Source organism: Flavobacterium sp. KACC 22763, from assembly GCF_028736155.1.
GTDB lineage: Bacteria > Bacteroidota > Bacteroidia > Flavobacteriales > Flavobacteriaceae > Flavobacterium.
This window is the reverse complement of record NZ_CP117879.1, coordinates 1493924-1512077: the sequence shown is the minus strand read 5'-3', so window position 1 is coordinate 1512077 and position 18154 is coordinate 1493924. Positions and strand designations below refer to the sequence as shown.

Annotated in this window: 10 protein-coding genes; 4 read left to right on the top strand and 6 right to left on the bottom strand. The window is 36.2% G+C overall.

Translation table 11 applies throughout. From position 1 onward, the window contains the following. Positions 1–2: 2 nt before the first annotated feature. From PQ463_RS06650 to PQ463_RS06630, 5 genes are all read right to left on the bottom strand, one after another. Complete coding sequence (locus tag PQ463_RS06650; protein WP_274256887.1) at positions 3–6305, bottom strand: MBG domain-containing protein; 6303 nt, start codon at positions 6303–6305, stop codon at positions 3–5. 14 nt (positions 6306–6319) lie between these two features. Beyond that, a complete protein-coding gene (locus PQ463_RS06645) occupies positions 6320–7447 on the bottom strand; it encodes an ABC transporter substrate-binding protein (protein WP_274256886.1) in 1128 nt (375 codons plus the stop codon). Between the two features lie 49 nt (positions 7448–7496). Beyond that, positions 7497–8084, bottom strand: coding sequence for a phage tail protein (locus PQ463_RS06640; protein WP_274256885.1), 588 nt, complete (start codon positions 8082–8084; stop codon positions 7497–7499). 230 nt (positions 8085–8314) lie between these two features. Continuing rightward, positions 8315–10669, bottom strand: a complete 2355-nt coding sequence (locus PQ463_RS06635; protein ID WP_274256884.1) for a mechanosensitive ion channel family protein — start codon at positions 10667–10669, stop codon at positions 8315–8317. A gap of 106 nt (positions 10670–10775) precedes the next feature. After that, the gene (locus PQ463_RS06630) at positions 10776–11021 is read right to left on the bottom strand and encodes a hypothetical protein (protein ID WP_274256883.1); all 246 of its coding nucleotides are present in this window, start codon (positions 11019–11021) and stop codon (positions 10776–10778) included. A gap of 90 nt (positions 11022–11111) precedes the next feature. Here PQ463_RS06630 and PQ463_RS06625 point away from each other — a divergent pair, with 90 nt between their 5' ends. The 4 genes from PQ463_RS06625 to PQ463_RS06610 all read left to right on the top strand — a co-directional run bounded on the left by PQ463_RS06625 (position 11112) and on the right by PQ463_RS06610 (position 17450). Further along, positions 11112–11408: a winged helix-turn-helix transcriptional regulator gene (locus PQ463_RS06625; protein ID WP_111423310.1), complete on the top strand. Its 297-nt coding sequence runs from the start codon at positions 11112–11114 to the stop codon at positions 11406–11408. Between the two features lie 189 nt (positions 11409–11597). Then, complete coding sequence (locus PQ463_RS06620; RefSeq protein ID WP_274256882.1) at positions 11598–11861, top strand: hypothetical protein; 264 nt, start codon at positions 11598–11600, stop codon at positions 11859–11861. Positions 11862–11941: 80 nt separating this feature from the next. Beyond that, complete coding sequence (locus PQ463_RS06615) at positions 11942–16318, top strand: CusA/CzcA family heavy metal efflux RND transporter (protein WP_274256881.1); 4377 nt, start codon at positions 11942–11944, stop codon at positions 16316–16318. Position 16319: 1 nt separating this feature from the next. Continuing rightward, on the top strand, positions 16320–17450 hold the full coding sequence (locus PQ463_RS06610; RefSeq protein ID WP_274256880.1) for an efflux RND transporter periplasmic adaptor subunit: 1131 nt from the start codon (positions 16320–16322) through the stop codon (positions 17448–17450). Between the two features lie 167 nt (positions 17451–17617). On the opposite strand, the gene PQ463_RS06605 is transcribed toward PQ463_RS06610, so the two are convergent. Further along, on the bottom strand, positions 17618–17941 hold the full coding sequence (locus PQ463_RS06605) for a hypothetical protein (protein WP_274256879.1): 324 nt from the start codon (positions 17939–17941) through the stop codon (positions 17618–17620). Positions 17942–18154: the final 213 nt, after the last annotated feature.

Genomic DNA, 18154 nt, shown 5'->3' with positions numbered 1-18154 from the left:
TTTTATTTAACCAGTAAGTTGATTGTTTTTAACTGACCATCAGCCAGTTTAAGAACAACAATGTATAAGGCTGTTTGCGAAGGAGCGATAATTTGATTTTTGGCTTTTACATTTGAAATAGTCTGCACTAATTTTCCTGCAATGTCATAAATAACTACCTCAGATCCGCTTAGTTGAGATTCGCTAAAATCACATTCTAAAGTAAATTCTCCTCCTGGTTTAACTGGGTTTGGATAGATTTTGATTTTTTTGCTGAAAACCGTTCCAGAAGTCTCAATTGGACAGGATTTAATTGAATTTCCGTTTTTATCTTTTGCAATTACATGATAAGTACCATTTAAAGGCTGAATTTCGCTATAGTATTGACGGGTCGCGCCAGAAATAGCTGTTCCGTTTTTATACCATTGCCATGCCACAAAATTGTTGGATTTATTATCAAAGAATAAAACATTTGCCCATTGCTGTATAACAAGTCCAGACTGGCTTATTTCTATTGGTTTGACAATTGCTGTCGCTGCGTTATGATTCTGATCCCCTATTTGCGTAGCAGTAATGGTTGAGTTTCCTGAACCTGTAATATTTAAAGTTGATCCAGAAATTGTTCCCAATGCTGTACTTGCAATTGCATATGAAACTGGCAGCCCGCTGTCTGTGGTAGCAGTTAAGGCAACACTGTTCGAATCTGCACAGCCGAATTCTAAAGTCTGATTCCAAGTAATGGTTTGATTGGCTTTAGTAATTTCAAATTCTGCACCAGTAAAGACAATCGTATAATCAGCACCAGCATTAATTGTTCCTAGTTTAATATTGTATTTTCCAACATTTTCTCCAGCATCTCTCGAAAGCAGACCAGTAAGTATTGAGTTTGTATCTCCGTTAGCAAAGCCTAAAGCTGTATAATTGAATACAGGATCTACTGTGCCATACATTTTGGTATGTCCTGCTGCAGCGGCTATAGTAAGAGTATATTTTTGTGTTGTAAAACTTACTTCGTTTCCATAATTAATAAAACCATTGCTGTTTATAGCATATGTTCTAACATAATATGTTCTGTTTCCTCTTAATCCAGATAAAGAATTTGTAAATGTTCCTAATGCAGAAGTAATATTAATTTTTGTATCAGCTGTAGTAGGGCTGGCATGTTGCGCATATACAAATCCAACTTCTGTCAAGCAAGATCCACTGTCAGTGTTTATTCCGTTAGAAGATGCCGTACCAGATAATGAAGCGCTAGTTGTTGTTATTCCAGATACAACTGCAGTATTTAAATTAACTGGATTAGTAGGCTGAGTTACCTCAACAGTTGCAGAAGCCGAGCAAGAATTAGCATCTGTAACAGTTACAGTATAAGTTCCAGCTACAAGACTAGATGCAGTTGCAGCATTTCCACCAGATGGAGCCCAAGAGTATGAGTAAGCACCTGTACCGCCAGTTACGCTTACTGTAGCAGATCCGTTATTTCCGTTATGGCATGATACCGCTGTCGGAGTTGCAGTTAAAGTTAAAGCGTCTGGTTCTGTAATTGTGATGGTATTTGTTGTAGAACATAAATTTTCATCTGTAACCGTTACGGTATATATTCCTGCAGTAAGGCCAGTTGCAGTTGCGGCATTTCCTCCAGATGGAGCCCAAGAATATGTGTAAGCTCCAGTTCCTCCAGTTGCCAATACAGTTGCAGTACCATTATTGCCTCCGTTGCAAGAAACATTAGTATGTGTATCTGTTGCAGAAAGTGCTATAGGTTCTGTAATTATTACAGATTTTGTTACAAAGCATCCGTTTTCGTCGGTTACAGTTACAGTGTAAGTGTTTGGACTTAATCCAGTTGCTGTTGCAGCATTTCCACCAGATGGTGACCAAGAATAGGTATAAGTTCCAGTTCCTCCAGAAGGAGCTACGGTGGCAGTTCCGTTATTTGCTTGATTGCATAAAACATCTGTTTTAGCGATTGTAGCTGTAAGAACAGGCGGTTCAGTTATAGTTACAGTTGCTGTTGCCTCACATGAATTAGCGTCTCTAACAAGAACAGTATAAGTTCCTGCCGGTAATCCGTTCGCAGTTGCATTAGTTCCTCCTGATGGTGACCAAGAATATGTATAAAGTCCTGTTCCTCCAGTTACATTTACTGTTGCAGATCCGTTAGAACCTCCATTGCAAGAAACATCAGTTTGAGATGTTGTAGCAATAAGGGCATCAGGTTCTGTTATGGTAACACTTTGTGTTTTAGTACAAGAATTGGCATCTTTTACGGTTACGGTGTAAGTTCCCGCTTTAAGACCAGTTGCAGTAGCGGTTGATTGAGCAGGTGTTGTATCCCATGAATATGTATAGGCACCAGTTCCTCCGATTGCTGAAACACTTGCAGAACCATTGTTTCCGCCATTGCAGCTAACATTTGTTTTTGCGCCTGGCGTTATTACAATTCCTGGTGGTTCATTGATTGTGAAGTTTTTTACAATAAAGCATCCATTACCTGCAATAATTTTTACAGAATAATTTCCTGCAGTAAGACCAGTAACTGTATCAGTGTTTCCTACATTTGGAGTCCATTCGTAGGTAAACGGTCCAGGAGCTCCTGATGGAACAACTGAAGCAGAGCCTGTGTTTGCTCCATTGCAAAGTACATCAGTTTTACCAGTAGTAGCGACAAGAGTATTGGTTGTATTGATGGTAACGCTTCTCATAATAGAACAACCATTGCCATCTGTGATCGTACAGTTATAAGTACCAGCTACTAATCCGCTTGCTGTAGCAGCAGCTCCTCCAGAAGGTGACCAAGAATAGCTATATCCTCCCACACCTCCAGATGGTGTTACTGTGGCTTGACCGCCAGTAGAACAAGTCGCATCTATTTGAGATGTAGTCGCGTCTAATGCAGACGGCTGGCCAATTGTAAAAGGGACAGTAAGAGAACAGCCATTAGCATCTGTAATTTTACAGGTGTAAGTGCCTGCGGTAAGTCCAGTAGCCGTAGCTCCAGTTTGTCCAGATGGAGTCCATAAATAGGTCAGGGTTCCAGAACCGCCAGATGCGGTAACAGTTGCTGTTCCAGTCGCTCCGCCATTGCATAAAACATCTGTTTGAGATTGTGTAGCGTCTAAAACTAGAGGTTCTGAAATATTGAAGGTCTGAGAAGTCTGGCAAGTATTAGCATCTTGTACCGTTACAGTATAAATTCCTGCTTGAAGACCAGATGCAGTTGCAGCAGTTCCTCCAGACGGAGCCCAAGAGTAAGTATAAGCTCCAGTTCCTCCAGTAACATTTACAGTTGCTGTACCATTTGATCCTCCATTACAAGAAACATTGGTTTGACCACCGTTGCTTGCTGCAAGTACAGGTGGCTGAGATATAGAAAAGGTTCTAGTTGTTTGGCATCCATTAGCATCGGTTACTGTTACTGTATAATTGCCCGCTGCAAGACCTGATGCTGATGCACCAGTACCTCCAGTTGGTGCCCAAGAATACGTATAACCAGGAGTTCCTCCAGTTGGTGCAACTGTTGCAGTACCGTTAGCGCCTCCATAGCAGGACACATTGGTTTGACCTCCACCAGTCACCGCACTTAATACTGATGCAGGCTGTCCAATAATAAAGGTTCTAAATGCTTGGCATCCATTCGCATCGGTTACGGTTACAGTGTAAGTACCTGCTGCAAGACCTGTTGCTATTGCTGCAGTTCCTCCAGAAGGTGCCCATGAATAGGTATATGCTCCAGTTCCTCCAGTTGGGGTAACCATTGCAGTACCGTTGTTGCCTCCTCTGCAAGATACGTCCGTTTTGTTTGCTCCAGTTAATAGGCTTATAGCTGAGGCTGGCTGTCCAATAGTATAGCTTCTTGTTGCTTGGCATCCATTAGCATCGGTTACTGTTACAGTGTAAGTGCCCGCTATAAGACCTGTTGCTGTTGCCGCAGTTCCTCCAGTAGGTGCCCAAGAATAAGTATAACCAGGAGTTCCTCCAGTTGGGGCAACAGTTGCAGTACCGTTAGCGCCACCATTACATGACACATTTGTTTGGCCTCCGCCAGTTAATGCACTTAAAGCCGCGGCTGGCTGACCAACAATAATATTGCTTATCGTAATACTGCAATTGTTGGCATCTCTTATTGTAACAGAGTATGTTCCTGCAATAAGTCCTGTTCTATCTTGAGTTGTTGGTCCATCACTCCAGGTGTACGTATAAGCTGGCGTACCTCCAGATGGTGCAAGGTCAATAGAACCATTAGATCCGCCATTGCATGAAGCGTTGCTTACGTTTACATTTCCTCCAAGTGCAGTATTAGGCTGATTAAGAGTATAGCTAAAAGGTCTTGAACAGTTATTAGAATCCGTGATTGTTACGTTGTAAGTCCCTGCACTAAGTCCTGTTCTGTTTTGTGTAGTTATTCCGTCATTCCATAAATAACTGTAACCTCCAACGCCGCCACTTGGAGTAAGAACAATGCTTCCTGTATTTCCTCCAAAACAAGCAATATGAGTTAAAGTTGCTACTGTAGAAATCAAAGGAGGTTGAGTAACTAAGATACCATTAATAGGTTTAGTGCAATTATTAGCATCGGTAATTACAACAGAGTATGAGCCAACTGAAATTCCTGCTCTATCTTCAGTTGTTATACCATCATTCCATAGGAAAGTATAAGGTCCAGTTCCACCTGAAGGTGCAAGATCTATAGCTCCAGTGTTTCCGCCATTACATGCGACAGTGGTTACACTTGTTGTTCCGTTAAGTACTGCGGCAGGCTGACCTACGACAATATTACTTATCGTTGTACTACAATTATTAGAATCGGTAATGATAACAGAATAGGTGCCAGCCGCAAGTGCTGTTCTATCTTGGGTTGTTACTCCGCCACCCCAATTATACGTGTAAGTTCCGCTGCCTCCAGTAGGAGTTAGATCTATAGCTCCATTATTTCCTCCAAAGCAAGAAACATTAGTAACGTTAGTTCCGCCTTGTATTACTGAGTTTTCTACTATATTAAAGTTTTTAGAAATGAAAGTCCCTTCATTATCAGTTATTACAACGCTATAATTAGTATTTGCAGCTAAATTTGTTACCGTAGCAGTTGTAGGACCATGAGACCATGCATAAGTATAAGGCGATTTTCCTCCTGATGGAGTTACTGTTGCCGTTCCGTTACTAGAACCATTACAAGCAACTGTCTGAGATTGTGTTGTAGATAGAACTCCATTAGTTGTAAATGAGGCCGTATTTCCGTATCCAACTCCTACTGAATTTTCTGCATAGGCTCTATAGTATATTGTTGTTCCTGGAGGAAGTCCAGTTACATTTACGGTAAAAGTACCAGTGCCATTAAGGGTAGCTGTTGATAATTTTGTTACTCCACCGCCACCTATTACAGGATTTGTCGTTACTGACCAAACGATACCTCTATCTAGAGTGCCAGTATCGCCACCATTATCGTTGAAACCTCCTAACGTAGCTGTAGTCGATCCAAAAGTTGCAACGGGAGTTGTTGTGGTTACTGTTGGAACTGATGTACAAGTTACACTTGGAGTATAATTGGTAGGTAAAATTCCTTGAGTAGTTTCAGGAGGAACAGCAGTTGCAGATGTGAAAGTCCAATTCGTATAATTATTAATGCTAGCTCTTAAAACAGCAGAAGTACCAACTAAAGTGCCTGTATATTTTGCGAAATACTGACTTACTTCATTAGTCCCAGGAAATAAGGCAACACAATTTACTCCGTTTGTCAATCCCGGTGGTATGATACTTTCAGCACCTCCAAAAACTGTGGGAGGGACGGGACGGCTATTCCAATGCGTTGTAGAATCATATAAGGAAGAATTATAATCGCCATGAATACCTGCTAAAAAAGTAATCGTGGCTGCCGAAACTGCAGGTCTTACGGTATTGTCAGCACTTTGATAAGCTAACATTTGATCGCCTGCAGATAGGTTAAAATTGTAAGTAGCTCCATCTGGATTAATTAGAAAATCACTTGCTTGGCCTCCAGTTACAGTAAAGGTATTGGCGCTAGTTTCTATAACAGAAATAATTTTTCCGCAAGTCACCCCAGAAGGTATTGTCCATTTGATGTGCGGCTCGCCACTATCATTCCAGCGAGATTCAGTGAGACCATCTGCAGTGAGACCTTCTTCAGTGAAGTATACAATCTCACCTGCGGGTAAATTTTTTAGGGCAATGAAACTGAACCCATCTTGGCCTCCGGTATCAAAGCCAATAAAAGCGATATCGCCAGGCCCTAAAGTTTGTCCTTTTATATTTTGATGTAAACCAAAGACGCAAAAGAACGTAAAAAATAAAAGTAATTTTTTTTTCATAACATACAATTTAGTTAATGACATAGATAAGCATTGTCCCAGCCTCCTAGATGCTCAGGTTTTGTTAATGAGGCAAAAGCCTTAATAAAAATCCCATCGTTTATCAATGTTTCAATTTTTCTAAAGCTTATAGTATTAAGGGAATCCAAATTTAATTGGTATATATAATGATTGAATAGAGTTCTGTTAGTGTCCTTATCAAATCGGATAGTACCTCTAGGACCGTCAATATTTAATTTATGAATGGCTTCAATTAAAGAGCTCGTTTTTAAATTAGTGGCATTTAAAAGTATATGCTTTAATATGAGCCCGTTTTCATAACCTAGAATTGAAAACAGAGAGGGACTTTCTGTATAAACTTCTTTATAATCTGAATTAAAGTTTGTTGCATCAGTATCATGCTGCATCCACGTGCTCACGACATAAAGTTCATGAGGATTATTTTTATATTCATCCAAAATTTTATCATTGATAAAAAAAGGCGTTACATAAAAAGGATACTTTTGATTGATTTTATTTTGTTTCATAAAATCGGCATTCTCTTCTGCATACAGACCGCTATAAAAAGCAAAAACAGCATTAGGCTGTTGCGCATTTATAATTTCATCCATATAAGAAGATTCATTTTCTCTAGGATTAAAGGGAGTTATGTAATGCCCTGTAAAATGATTTTGCTCCTTAAAAGCATATTCTAAAGCATGAAGCATCCCATATCCTGAATCATAAAAGGACGTAGAAGTTGCTATTTTATATTTTTTATCTGAAAAATATTTGCCTAAATGATAGCAAGATTCAGTTAATCCCAAAGAGTTTATAAATATGCCTTTATATGTAGATTGATACGGAATTGTTGCTCCTAAATCTGCAGCTAACAATAAGATATCATTATTAGAAGCATATTGATAAACGTCAGACATATTATGATGCCCAAGGAAACCAATTATAATTGATATATCTTCTTGAAAATTAAGTTTTTGTATTTTGTCAATTATTAGTTTCTCGTCAGCACCAATACCAATGCTTTCTACATAAAATTTTACATTTAGATTATTAAGTTTTAATCCTCTTATAAAATCTTTATCTAGTGAAGGGTACTGTTGAGACTTTGATATTAAAATTCCTATTTTAATGTCGTTATCCATAAAATGATATTAAAAAATAGAGGCAAAAAATGCCTCTATTTTGAATTTATTAGTTTCTAGAAGGGAAAATTCCACTTGTTGCAATACAAAAATTTATTGCAAGATATGGATCGCGTATGCTAAAAGGGCTAGTGCCTCCAGTTGGAGCAGTATTGCCGCCTAATGTAGCTGTTGCACTAAAACCGCCAACTTTGTCAGTTCCACTTCCTCCTGGTTCACTGTAGATATTAGGTGTTGAGCCACTTGAAGAAAAAGAGTTGTTTCCGCCGTCAGTTTCATTAGTAATTGTACCTCCTGTAATAGTAGTTGCAGTTACAGTTACTGCTGCTGTACCACCCGTAAGCGCGTGCACGTGAGCAGGAAGGTTTAATGTTGTTAAAGTAGTAGTTTCAGTACCTGCTCTTTCACCTTGTATGATATTGCTTAAACCAGGGCCTTGACCGAAATGGATAGGAGCTCTTCCTCTTAGATCTGGAAGACCGAATGTATTCACGCCATCCCCGCCGTACATTGTTCCCAGTAATGAAAATAAAGCTGTGTTCTGACTGATTGCAATGAGTTGTCCATTACAATATGCCCATCCTCTAGGAGGAAAATTAAATCCGAAACCTAAAATTGTTCCAAGAAAGACTTCCATAATTTTTTAAGATTTAATAGTTAGTATTAGTTTTGATCGTGTTTTACTTAAGTGCTAAATTACTTTATAACTAAATTATGGGTACACGGGTTTATACGTGTTTTTTGCTAAAGTGCTATTATTTAACACAATACTTTAAAAGTAAGAAAATAATTTCAATATTTTAGGTTAAAAAAGAATGTTCTACGCAATAAAAAAGGCAGTAAATCGTTACTGCCTTTTTTTGTGTTTTAACTTGAGAATGTCAAGCCTTTATTTTTGAAGCTTACATAAAGCTCTTGTCTTGCGGAACTTATCGTTTCTTCGGTCCTATAAATACTGCACCAGAACTTGATTAGAAGTTTATATTTTCCATCAGAAATGGAACTATAATATATTTGTGATGGTTTTGAATTGTTTACCAACGGAAGGTTGGAAAGTGTGTCATTTACTATGGTATTAATTTCCTCTGGAATTGTTTCTCCATTGATTTCAAAAGTTATTTCAACCAATTTAAAATTGTCGGTATAAGTCCAATTGGTAATGTTTTGAGACAATAAGTTACCATTCGGAATAATGATTTCGGCACCGTTTGGGGCATTTATTTTGGTTGTTCTTAATCCCATCGATTTGATACGGCCAGATTCTGAGCTAATTTCAACAACGTCACCAACTTGAATTGGCTTGTCAAAAATCAAGATAATTCCCGATACAAAATTGTTTACAATGTTTTGAAGCCCAAGTCCAACACCGACACCTAAAGCTCCTAAAAGAATGCTCAATTTATCTAAAGGCATTCCAGAAGCCGCAACAGCAAGAAGGTAACCACTTATAAGGACTACCAATCGCGTAATAAGCAATTTTGAATGCTGTCTTTTATTAATGTTTTCTTCATTTTCATCATCAATTTCTCCAAAGAAATAAGCAACGTATTTTTGCAATAGGTGCGCTGCCCAGATTATAACGAAGAATAAAACGATATTACCCAATGTAAATGTAATGCTTCCAATTGTGTTCGGATGGCTTAGCAATTTAGTTAAAGAAGCACGAAGCGATTCCCAAATGTTCAAATTTGAAGCAATCACGATTAGCCACATATAACTAATTACAATGATAAAAGGTCTTTTCAAAGTGTCTGATAAACTTTCGTAATCAAACATTTTTTCAATTCCTCTTTTTACTCTAGTGGTATAAATTTGAAGCAAAATAATTTCTAAAATAATCTTCAAAAGAACACTTAAAGCAACAATTTGAGTAAGCGAAATAAAAGCAGTAAGACTTAACATATTAGAAAGAGAAACTCTTCCGAATAAGTTATAAAGAATAGATAAAATATTTAATCCGATAAAAATGATACTTGCCCATTTAAAAAAGCCTTTTATATAAAGTTCTTCTTTAAGTGTTTTGATCTGAACTAAACCGTAACGAATTCCAAAAATATTAATCGCAACAAAAGCAAAACGCTGTAATAATCCGATTGTGATAAATAAGTCCAGAAAGCAAAGTGCGAAGAATAATCCTAAAAGGAAAAGCCAGTTTCTCATAGCAACGCCCGACCACTGATTCTTGAAAAGGAAGATTAAAACACCAAGCAAGAAAAGCTGAATTAATTCTAAAAATAGAGCAGGAGCATATAAATTAGTTACTACAGCAATATTTAATGCGATGACCAAAACGGGAAGCAAAGCACCGCGATTCAAGTATTTGAAATTTAAAAGCAAAAGGTTTTCGGCGTAGCCATTTGTTTTAAGGTATTTAATGTTTCGGGAAATATACCAAAACAAAAGCCCCATAAAGAAACACAAAGTTATAAGTCCGCCGGCTTTGTAGCTTAGATAGTAAGCAGCGACATTTTCTTCAATTATAATTTTCGCTTTAATGTTATGCGTGACCCTTTTTTTAGCAGCAGTGTCATTAATCTGCCATAAAGAAGGATATTCTTTTTTGAATATACTGATTCCAGATTTTTCCAGTTTGCTTTCAACAGTTGCCAAAGCATTAGAAACTGATATTTTTCGCTGTACTGTAAGTCTTTTTTTGTTGTTTAAAGTGGTCTGGTTTTTAGTCATCAGACTATCAGTAGCAACATATCTTTTTCTAAGATTTCCAAATTCCTTTTGGAATTGCTTACGACGAATGGTGTCTTTTAATAAAGTAATTAAAGTTTTGTCTTTGCGCAGATCAATTACACGTTTCTTGATGTTTTCAAGATTTTGATTTCGGTCATTGATGGCCTTGTTCTGTTCTTCTAATTCCTGCTGAATTTCTTGAAGGACAATGCGGTACATCTGCTGATTGCGCACATTAGGATTGGCTCCTTTTAAACTGGCTAAAATTAAATCCAGTTTACTTTCGGTACGTTTCATATCGCCAAAAAGATGACGGGTATCGCCTGCAAAATCAATGTCATTATAAGCAGATTCTAATACTTCGCCTGCTTTCTCGATTGCCATTAAGTAATCGCTGTCTGTAGCTGTGGTGTCATTAAATAACTTCCCGCGGCTTTCTTTTTTAGTGTTTTTTTGCTCTTGTGCGTAATTGAGCTGTGAGAAGAAAAGAAGTAAAAATAGAGAGAAAAAATAAAAAGTTCTTTTTTGTATAATCATAATTTTGGGGCTTATATTGTGGTCCCAAAATTAATTTTTTTTAGTAGACTTTCAGTTAAGAAAAACTAAATTTAAAAGCTATAACTGAATATTTATCAGAGGTTTTTTATTCCAAATCTCTTGACGCAATTTCCTGCTGAATTTCTTTAAGAAAATTAGAGTGGGTAATAAGAAAAGCCATTGAGAAAGGAAATATTATTAGACTTAATAATCCCTTTTCGAGAAAAACTAATACAATAATGATTAGCAGTAAGATGGCGATTAGTATCAAAATTTTGATTGTTGCTTTAATAGTTTTCTGCATTTTTAAGAGCTCTTCAATGCTCATTTCGCTTGGTTTCTTTGTTTTCATTTGCTATTTTTACTTTAGAATAACAACAAATTTTAATTAAAAAACTTTCCCAAACAATAAGTCAGATTTTTTTGACTACCCAAAACCATTATGGAAGAAAAAGAAACTTGTCCAGCGCAAAGACTGCTAAAAATGTTATCTGGAAAATGGAAGGCAGAAATTTTCCGTCTGGCTGTAGAATCGCCTTTGCGTTTTAATAATTTACTGCGTCAGATTCAAGGTTCAAACAAGCAATCTTTAGCTACGGCATTAAAAGAGTTGGAAGAAGAAGGGCTTTTGGAAAAAATTACAATTAAACTAAAACCGCTTCACATTGAATATAATTTGACCGAGAAAGGAAAAGCTTTAATTCCTGTTTTTCAGCAATTGGAAGGATTATCCCAATAAATCTAAATTGTTAAAAGATATATTCTAGCTATTTTTCATAGTGGAAAATTATATTATTTGGGTTAAGTTTGCATGGTGCGAAAACAAATTGTCTACATATTTATTTTTCTAATAGCGTCAAACAGTAGTTTTGTTCAGCAGTTTTACAAATTGCCAATACTGATTGAGCATTATCAAGAACACAAGAAATTGCAAAATATAAGTTTTGTAGATTTCTTGTCGATGCATTATTGGGGAGAAGATTTAAATGATAATGATGACGATCGCGACATGCAGCTTCCTTTTAAGGCAATTAGCAGCAACACTTTTCATTTTGTTTTCATTTTAGACGAGAAGGATTTAGTGCCAATTCCTTTCAATCCAGAATTACCACAATTAAAAATACCAACTTATAGATCTGATCTACATTCAGATCCAAATTTACTTTCCTTATTCCGACCACCGGTAGCATAAGTTTTTTTAAAAATTTTTATTGAAGCGACTAAAACGCAATGTTTTTGGTTGCTCATTTATTATTTTCTAATTAATACATTATGCTTAATAAAGTAATTCAGTTCTCAGTTAAGAACAAACTGGCAATTGGAATCTTTACACTGCTGTGGATTATCTACGGTGTGTATGAGGTTACTCAATTGCCAATTGATGCCGTACCAGACATCACCAATAATCAGGTGCAAATTATTACAACTGCCCCTTCGCTTGGAGCCGAAGATGTAGAGAGATTAATTACATTTCCGATTGAACAAGCTATTAGCAATATTCCACATCTTAAAGAAAGCCGTAGTATTTCGCGATTCGGACTTTCATTAGTAAGTGTTGTTTTTGAAGATGATGCCGATGTGTATTGGGCTAGACAGCAAATTACAGAAAGACTGCAGCAAGTAGAAATTGATAGAAATGCCAACAGACCCGAAATGGCTCCAGTAACTACAGGATTGGGAGAAATTTATCAATATGTTCTAAAACCAAAACCGGGCTTTGAAGAGAAATATTCTCTAGAAGATCTCAGAACAATCCAAGATTGGACAATTAGAAGGCAGCTTTTAGGAACTGCTGGAATTGCCGATGTTTCAACTTTTGGAGGGAAATTAAAACAATATGAAATTGCTGTAAATCCAGCCCGATTAAAAGCTCAAAATTTAACGATAAGTGAAGTTTTTATCGCTTTAAATACTAGTAATGAAAATACTGGAGGAGCTTATATTGAGAAAGGCCCAACCGTTTCGTACATTAGAAGTACTGGTTTAGCCAAGAGCATTAAAGATATTGAAAACATTGTCGTTAAAAGTACGCAAGGTGGCCTCCCGATTTTAGTTAAAGACGTTGCTGATGTTAAGATTTCTTCTGCGATTCGTTACGGCGCTTTAACAACAGATGAATACGGAGAATCTGTCGGAGGAATTGTAATGATGCTGAAAGGTGAAAACGCCAATAATGTTATTGTTAATGTAAAAGATAAAATTGCTCAGATTGAGAAAATTCTTCCCGAAGGTTTAAAAATTGAACCTTTCTTGGACAGAACTAAAATGGTGGATAATGCCATTGGAACAGTAGAAAAAAACTTGATTGAAGGGGCACTAATCGTTGTTCTTATTTTGGTTTTATTCCTCGGAAACCTTAGAGCAGGTTTTATTGTAGCTTCTGTAATTCCGCTAGCGATGCTTTTTGCCATTATTATGATGAATACTTTTGGCGTAAGCGGAAACCTTATGAGTCTTGGTGCTCTAGATTTCGGATTAATTGTAGATGGAGCTGTAATTATTGTTGAAGCCATTCTGCATCATCTTCACAGTTCAAAAAAATACCAATCTGTTTCGAATATTTCTCAGGACGAAATGGATAAAGAAGTGACAGGATCTGCAGCGCGCATGATGAATGCGGCGGTTTTTGGACAAATCATTATTCTGATTGTGTATTTGCCAATTCTTTCTTTACAGGGAATTGAAGGTAAAATGTTCAAACCAATGGCTCAAACTGTTGCTTTTGCCATTTTAGGAGCTTTCATCTTATCGCTTACGTATGTTCCAATGGTCAGCGCTTTGTTTTTAAGTAAAAAAATCAGCCATAAAAAGAATCTTTCTGACCGCATTATGGAAAGATTAGAAAACGCTTATGAAGGATGGCTTACTAAAGCTTTGCGTATTAGAAAAGCAATTGTAATTGGAGCATTTGTGCTTTTTGGAATAGCGGTTTTATTATTCGGAAGAATGGGAGGAGAATTTATTCCGCAATTAGAAGAAGGAGATTTTGCTGTAGAAACGCGTTTGCTTTTAGGAACTAATCTTTCTACGACAACAGAAACAATCACAAAAATTTCTAAAGAATTAAAGAGAGAATATCCAGAAGTACAGCAAGTAGTTTCTAGAATTGGAAGTGCCGAAATTCCAACCGATCCTATGCCAATTGAAGGTGGGGATATGATTATTGTTTTAAAGGACAAATCAGAATGGACAAGCGCTTCTTCGTTTCCAGAATTGGCTGATAAAATGACGAAAACCGTTAAACGAATTGCGCCTGGAGTTACAACAGGGTTTCAGTTTCCTGTACAAATGCGTTTTAACGAATTAATGACAGGGGCTAAACAAGATTTGGTTTGTAAAATTTACGGAGAAGATCTTCAAAAGCTTTCAGAGTATGCCGAAAAACTTGGAAACATTAGCAAAACCGTTGAAGGTGCGGCGGATCTTTATGTAGAAAAAGTAACTGGAATGCCTCAAATCGTAATTGATTACAATTGGGCAGAAATGGCCAAATATGGTTTGCGTGTTGCAGATGTAAATGCAACAATTAATGCCGCTTTTGCAGGAGCTGTTGCCGGAAGTATTTATGAAGGTGAAAAACGTTTTGATATGGTTGTTCGTGTGGAAGATAATGAAAGGAAAGGAATTGAAGATGTTCGAAATCTGTTAGTTGCAACACCATCAGGAATGCAGATTCCGCTTTATCAAGTAGCAAAAGTGGATGAAGTGGAAGGTCCAAATCAGATTCAAAGAGAAAATGCAAAACGTAGAATCATTGTTGGATTTAATGTTCGAGGTAGAGATGTACAGTCAATTGTAGAAGAATTGCAGGAAAAAGTAAATCAGCAAATCAAATTTGATCCAGGCTATTATATTACTTATGGAGGTGCTTTTGAGAATTTGCAGCAAGCCAAAGCAAGATTGGGAGTTGCAGTTCCTGCCGCTTTATTAATGATTTTTGCGCTGTTGTATTTTGCTTTTAGATCGTTTAAAGAAGGAATTATCATTTTTACCGCTATTCCATTATCAGCAATTGGAGGTGTTTTTGCATTAGTCATGCGAGATATGCCTTTTAGTATTTCTGCTGGAGTTGGTTTTATTGCGCTTTTTGGAGTTGCAGTATTAAACGGAATTGTTTTGATATCCGAATTTAACCGAATTCAAAAACATGGCGAAATCACAGATCCTTTTGATATTATTCTATTGGGAACCAAAAACAGATTGCGTCCGGTCTTAATGACAGCTGCCGTAGCTTCGTTAGGATTTTTGCCAATGGCATTAAGTAACGGAGCAGGAGCAGAGGTGCAGCGACCGCTGGCAACCGTGGTTATTGGCGGATTGGTGACAGCAACTCTTTTAACGCTTTTTGTGCTTCCAGCCATTTATTTAATGACCTATCACGCTAAAGTTTTTACTAAAAAAAGAAAAAAATACATGAACAATCTGACCATTTTATTAAGCATTCTTTTTATTGGTAATATGGCAAATGCACAGCAATTACCAATTTCGCTTGACGAATCTATTTCTATTGCGATTCAAAATAACAGAACAATTAAATCGGCTAAATTAAACGAACAGTCTAAAAACCATTTGCAGAAAACGGCTTATAATCTTCCGCAGACACAAATAGATGCCGATTATGGCCAATTTAATAGCGCGCAGAAAGATACTCGTTTTGGAATCAGTCAGACTTTTGCTTTTCCTACTGTTTACAGCAATCAGAGAAAAGCATTACAAGCCGATTTTAATAAAGCTAAAGCCGAAGCACAGTTGACTTCGCAGGAAATTAAAACCAGAGTTCGTACAATTTATTATGAATATTTATGGCTCCAAAGCAAAAAAGAGCTTTTGGTTTATGCTGATTCGATTTATAGAATTATGGAGAAAAAATCAGATTTACGATTTAAAGCTGGTGAAGCCAATGTTTTGGAAAAAAGTGCTTCGCAGTCTGCCAGACAATTTTATAGCAATCAATTGGTAATGGTAAACCGAGATCTGGAAATTGCCTTAAATCTGTTTAATTCTGTTCTTCAAGATAAAGTAGTCTATGCTCCGAAAAGAGAAAAAGTAAAAGCAGTTTTGAATCTGTCACTACTTGAAAATCTAAAAACAGAAAACCTTCCTGCTGTGCAACGTTTGGAGTTTGAGTCTGAATCTGCAAAATGGAGATGGAAAACAGAAAGTGCAAAACTGCTTCCAGAAATTACTTTAGGATATAATAATTTAAGCATTATTGGTGCTCAAACTAATGCTTCAGGTCAGGAAGTGTATTATGATAGTTCACAAAGATTTAATTATATAAATGCAGGCCTTTCAATTCCGATTTTCTTTACCAGTCAGTCCGAACGAAAAAGAGCCGCAAAAGCAGAATACGAAAGTTATGTTGAGCTTTCTGAAGCGGTTAGAATTGAAACGAAAACGAATATTGAAAACGCAGATCGAGAAGTAAAAAAATATCAGGAAAGTTTAGAATATTATGAAAAGGAAGGATTGAAAAATGCTCAAACTATCATTGAAGCTTCAAGCAGTCAGTTGCAAAATGGTGATATTGATTATCTGCAATGGGTTTTAGTAGTAAATCAAGCTATTACAATCAAAAGCGAATATCTAGATGCACTAAATGCTTACAATAAAGCAGTTGTAACTCTTCAAAATCTAAATAACATTTAAAATGAAAAAATATATTGTAGCGTGTATAGGTGCTATATTTCTAGTGTCCTGCGGAAATAAGAAAACGGAAGAAAATAAAGATGCTGAAACTAAAAACATTAGTATTATTAAATTAAGTCCTGAACAGATTAAAAATGCGGGACTAGAAAGCGGCAGTCCAACAGTAAAAAATATAAAAGAAATTTTGCAGCTTCAAGGTACTGTAACTGTTCCTCCAAAAAGCGTAATTAGTATTAGCATTCCGTTGGGCGGTTATGTAAAAAGCACCAACCTAATTGCGGGTATGAATGTACAGAAAGGACAAGTTTTGGCCATTTTAGAAGATATGCAGTTTATCGAATTGCAGCAGGATTATCTTATGGCAAAAGAAAAGTTTGAGCTGGCTCAAAATGAACATAAAAGACAGAAAGAGCTTAATTTAAACAAAGCAGCAAGTGATAAGGTTTTGGAACAGATTACAACCGAAATGAGAACACAGCGCATCACAATGTCTTCTTTGGAACAAAAACTAAACTTATTGGGAATTAATGCTAAAACATTAAACGTAAATAATATAAGCAAAACCATAAAAGTAGTTTCGCCTATTAATGGTTTGGTTTCTAAAGTAAATGTCAATATCGGAAAATATGTGAATCCGACTGATATGCTTTTTGAACTAATTGATAAAAAAGATATTGTACTGACTTTAAATGCATTCGAAAAAGATGTTGCTTCACTTTCGGTAGGACAAAATGTAATGGTTTATGCAAATGCTTCTGACACTAAGAAATACGGAGCAAAAATTGCTTTTATCAATCAAAGTTTAAATGGAGACCGTGCGGCTGAAATCATCTGTAAAGTGAATACGTATAATCCTGCTTTATTGCCAGGGTTGTTTGTAAATGCAGAAGTCGAAATTGAAAACCAAAAAGCATTGACAGTTCCAGAAGATGCGGTTGTACGTTGGGAAGGTAAATTTTATGTGTTTACAGAACTAGGCAATAATCAATTTCAAATGATAGAAGTGAAGTCTGGAGTTAAGAACGAAGGTTATAATCAGATTATTTCTGATGCCGTTTCTAGTTCTTCAAAATTGGTGATAAAAAATGCTTACACCTTATTGATGTCTGCCATGAATAATGATGAACAATAATGTTTATTTTCTGATTACAATTTAGAGTTAAACTAGAAAACCCGGTAAATTAAGTTTTACTGGGTTTTTATTTAAGAGGCAATTCATACTAAAAACATTTCATAAGAACGTTTGATAACATTCATAATTTCCAGATCATTCTTTGGCGACGTAGTTGTTATGGAATTTTAGTATTCTAAATTTTTGTAATGAGGAAGATAGTTATATTTATCATCTTCGTTATCTAAATTGTAGCTGTTATAAGGATTTGTGTTATCATAAGAAGAATAGGGTGTGTTGTCCTCAGCCATATTAAGTCCGCTTTCTATGATTTCATAAGAATCATTAGAGAAATGATCGCATTGATTTCTGTAATGATTATCTTGATCTTGTCCCGAAGTAAATTCTTGATCCATAGCTTCATTTTCATGAGCTGTATCAACATGATTGGGTTTGCTGCATTTATAATCATTTAATCTTGCAGTTTTTCTATTTTTGGTATCTGTTCTCATGGCTGCTATTTTAAATTAGTAAATGTTTCAAAATGATATATACAAATTTGGAAATAAGCTGCTTAAAAAAATTATAAGATTTGCTTTTAATCTTACATGATTTGTTTGCAGAGATATTTTAAGTTAAGTCGCATTTTGTAAAATTCAAGTATGATTCTGTAAAATAAACACTTATGTATTTTGCAACTTTGTATAACTAATAATTTAAAAAAT

Excerpts from the sequence above, each read along its gene's own strand:
- PQ463_RS06650 (WP_274256887.1), bottom strand. The coding sequence starts at position 6,305 with ATGAAAAAAAAATTACTTTTATTTTTTACGTTCTTTTGCGTCTTTGGT.
- PQ463_RS06645 (WP_274256886.1), bottom strand. The coding sequence starts at position 7,447 with ATGGATAACGACATTAAAATAGGAATTTTAATATCAAAGTCTCAACAG.
- PQ463_RS06640 (WP_274256885.1), bottom strand. The coding sequence starts at position 8,084 with ATGGAAGTCTTTCTTGGAACAATTTTAGGTTTCGGATTTAATTTTCCT.
- PQ463_RS06635 (WP_274256884.1), bottom strand. The coding sequence starts at position 10,669 with ATGATTATACAAAAAAGAACTTTTTATTTTTTCTCTCTATTTTTACTT.
- PQ463_RS06630 (WP_274256883.1), bottom strand. The coding sequence starts at position 11,021 with ATGAAAACAAAGAAACCAAGCGAAATGAGCATTGAAGAGCTCTTAAAA.
- PQ463_RS06625 (WP_111423310.1), top strand. The coding sequence starts at position 11,112 with ATGGAAGAAAAAGAAACTTGTCCAGCGCAAAGACTGCTAAAAATGTTA.
- PQ463_RS06615 (WP_274256881.1), top strand. The coding sequence starts at position 11,942 with ATGCTTAATAAAGTAATTCAGTTCTCAGTTAAGAACAAACTGGCAATT.
- PQ463_RS06610 (WP_274256880.1), top strand. The coding sequence starts at position 16,320 with ATGAAAAAATATATTGTAGCGTGTATAGGTGCTATATTTCTAGTGTCC.
- PQ463_RS06605 (WP_274256879.1), bottom strand. The coding sequence starts at position 17,941 with ATGAGAACAGATACCAAAAATAGAAAAACTGCAAGATTAAATGATTAT.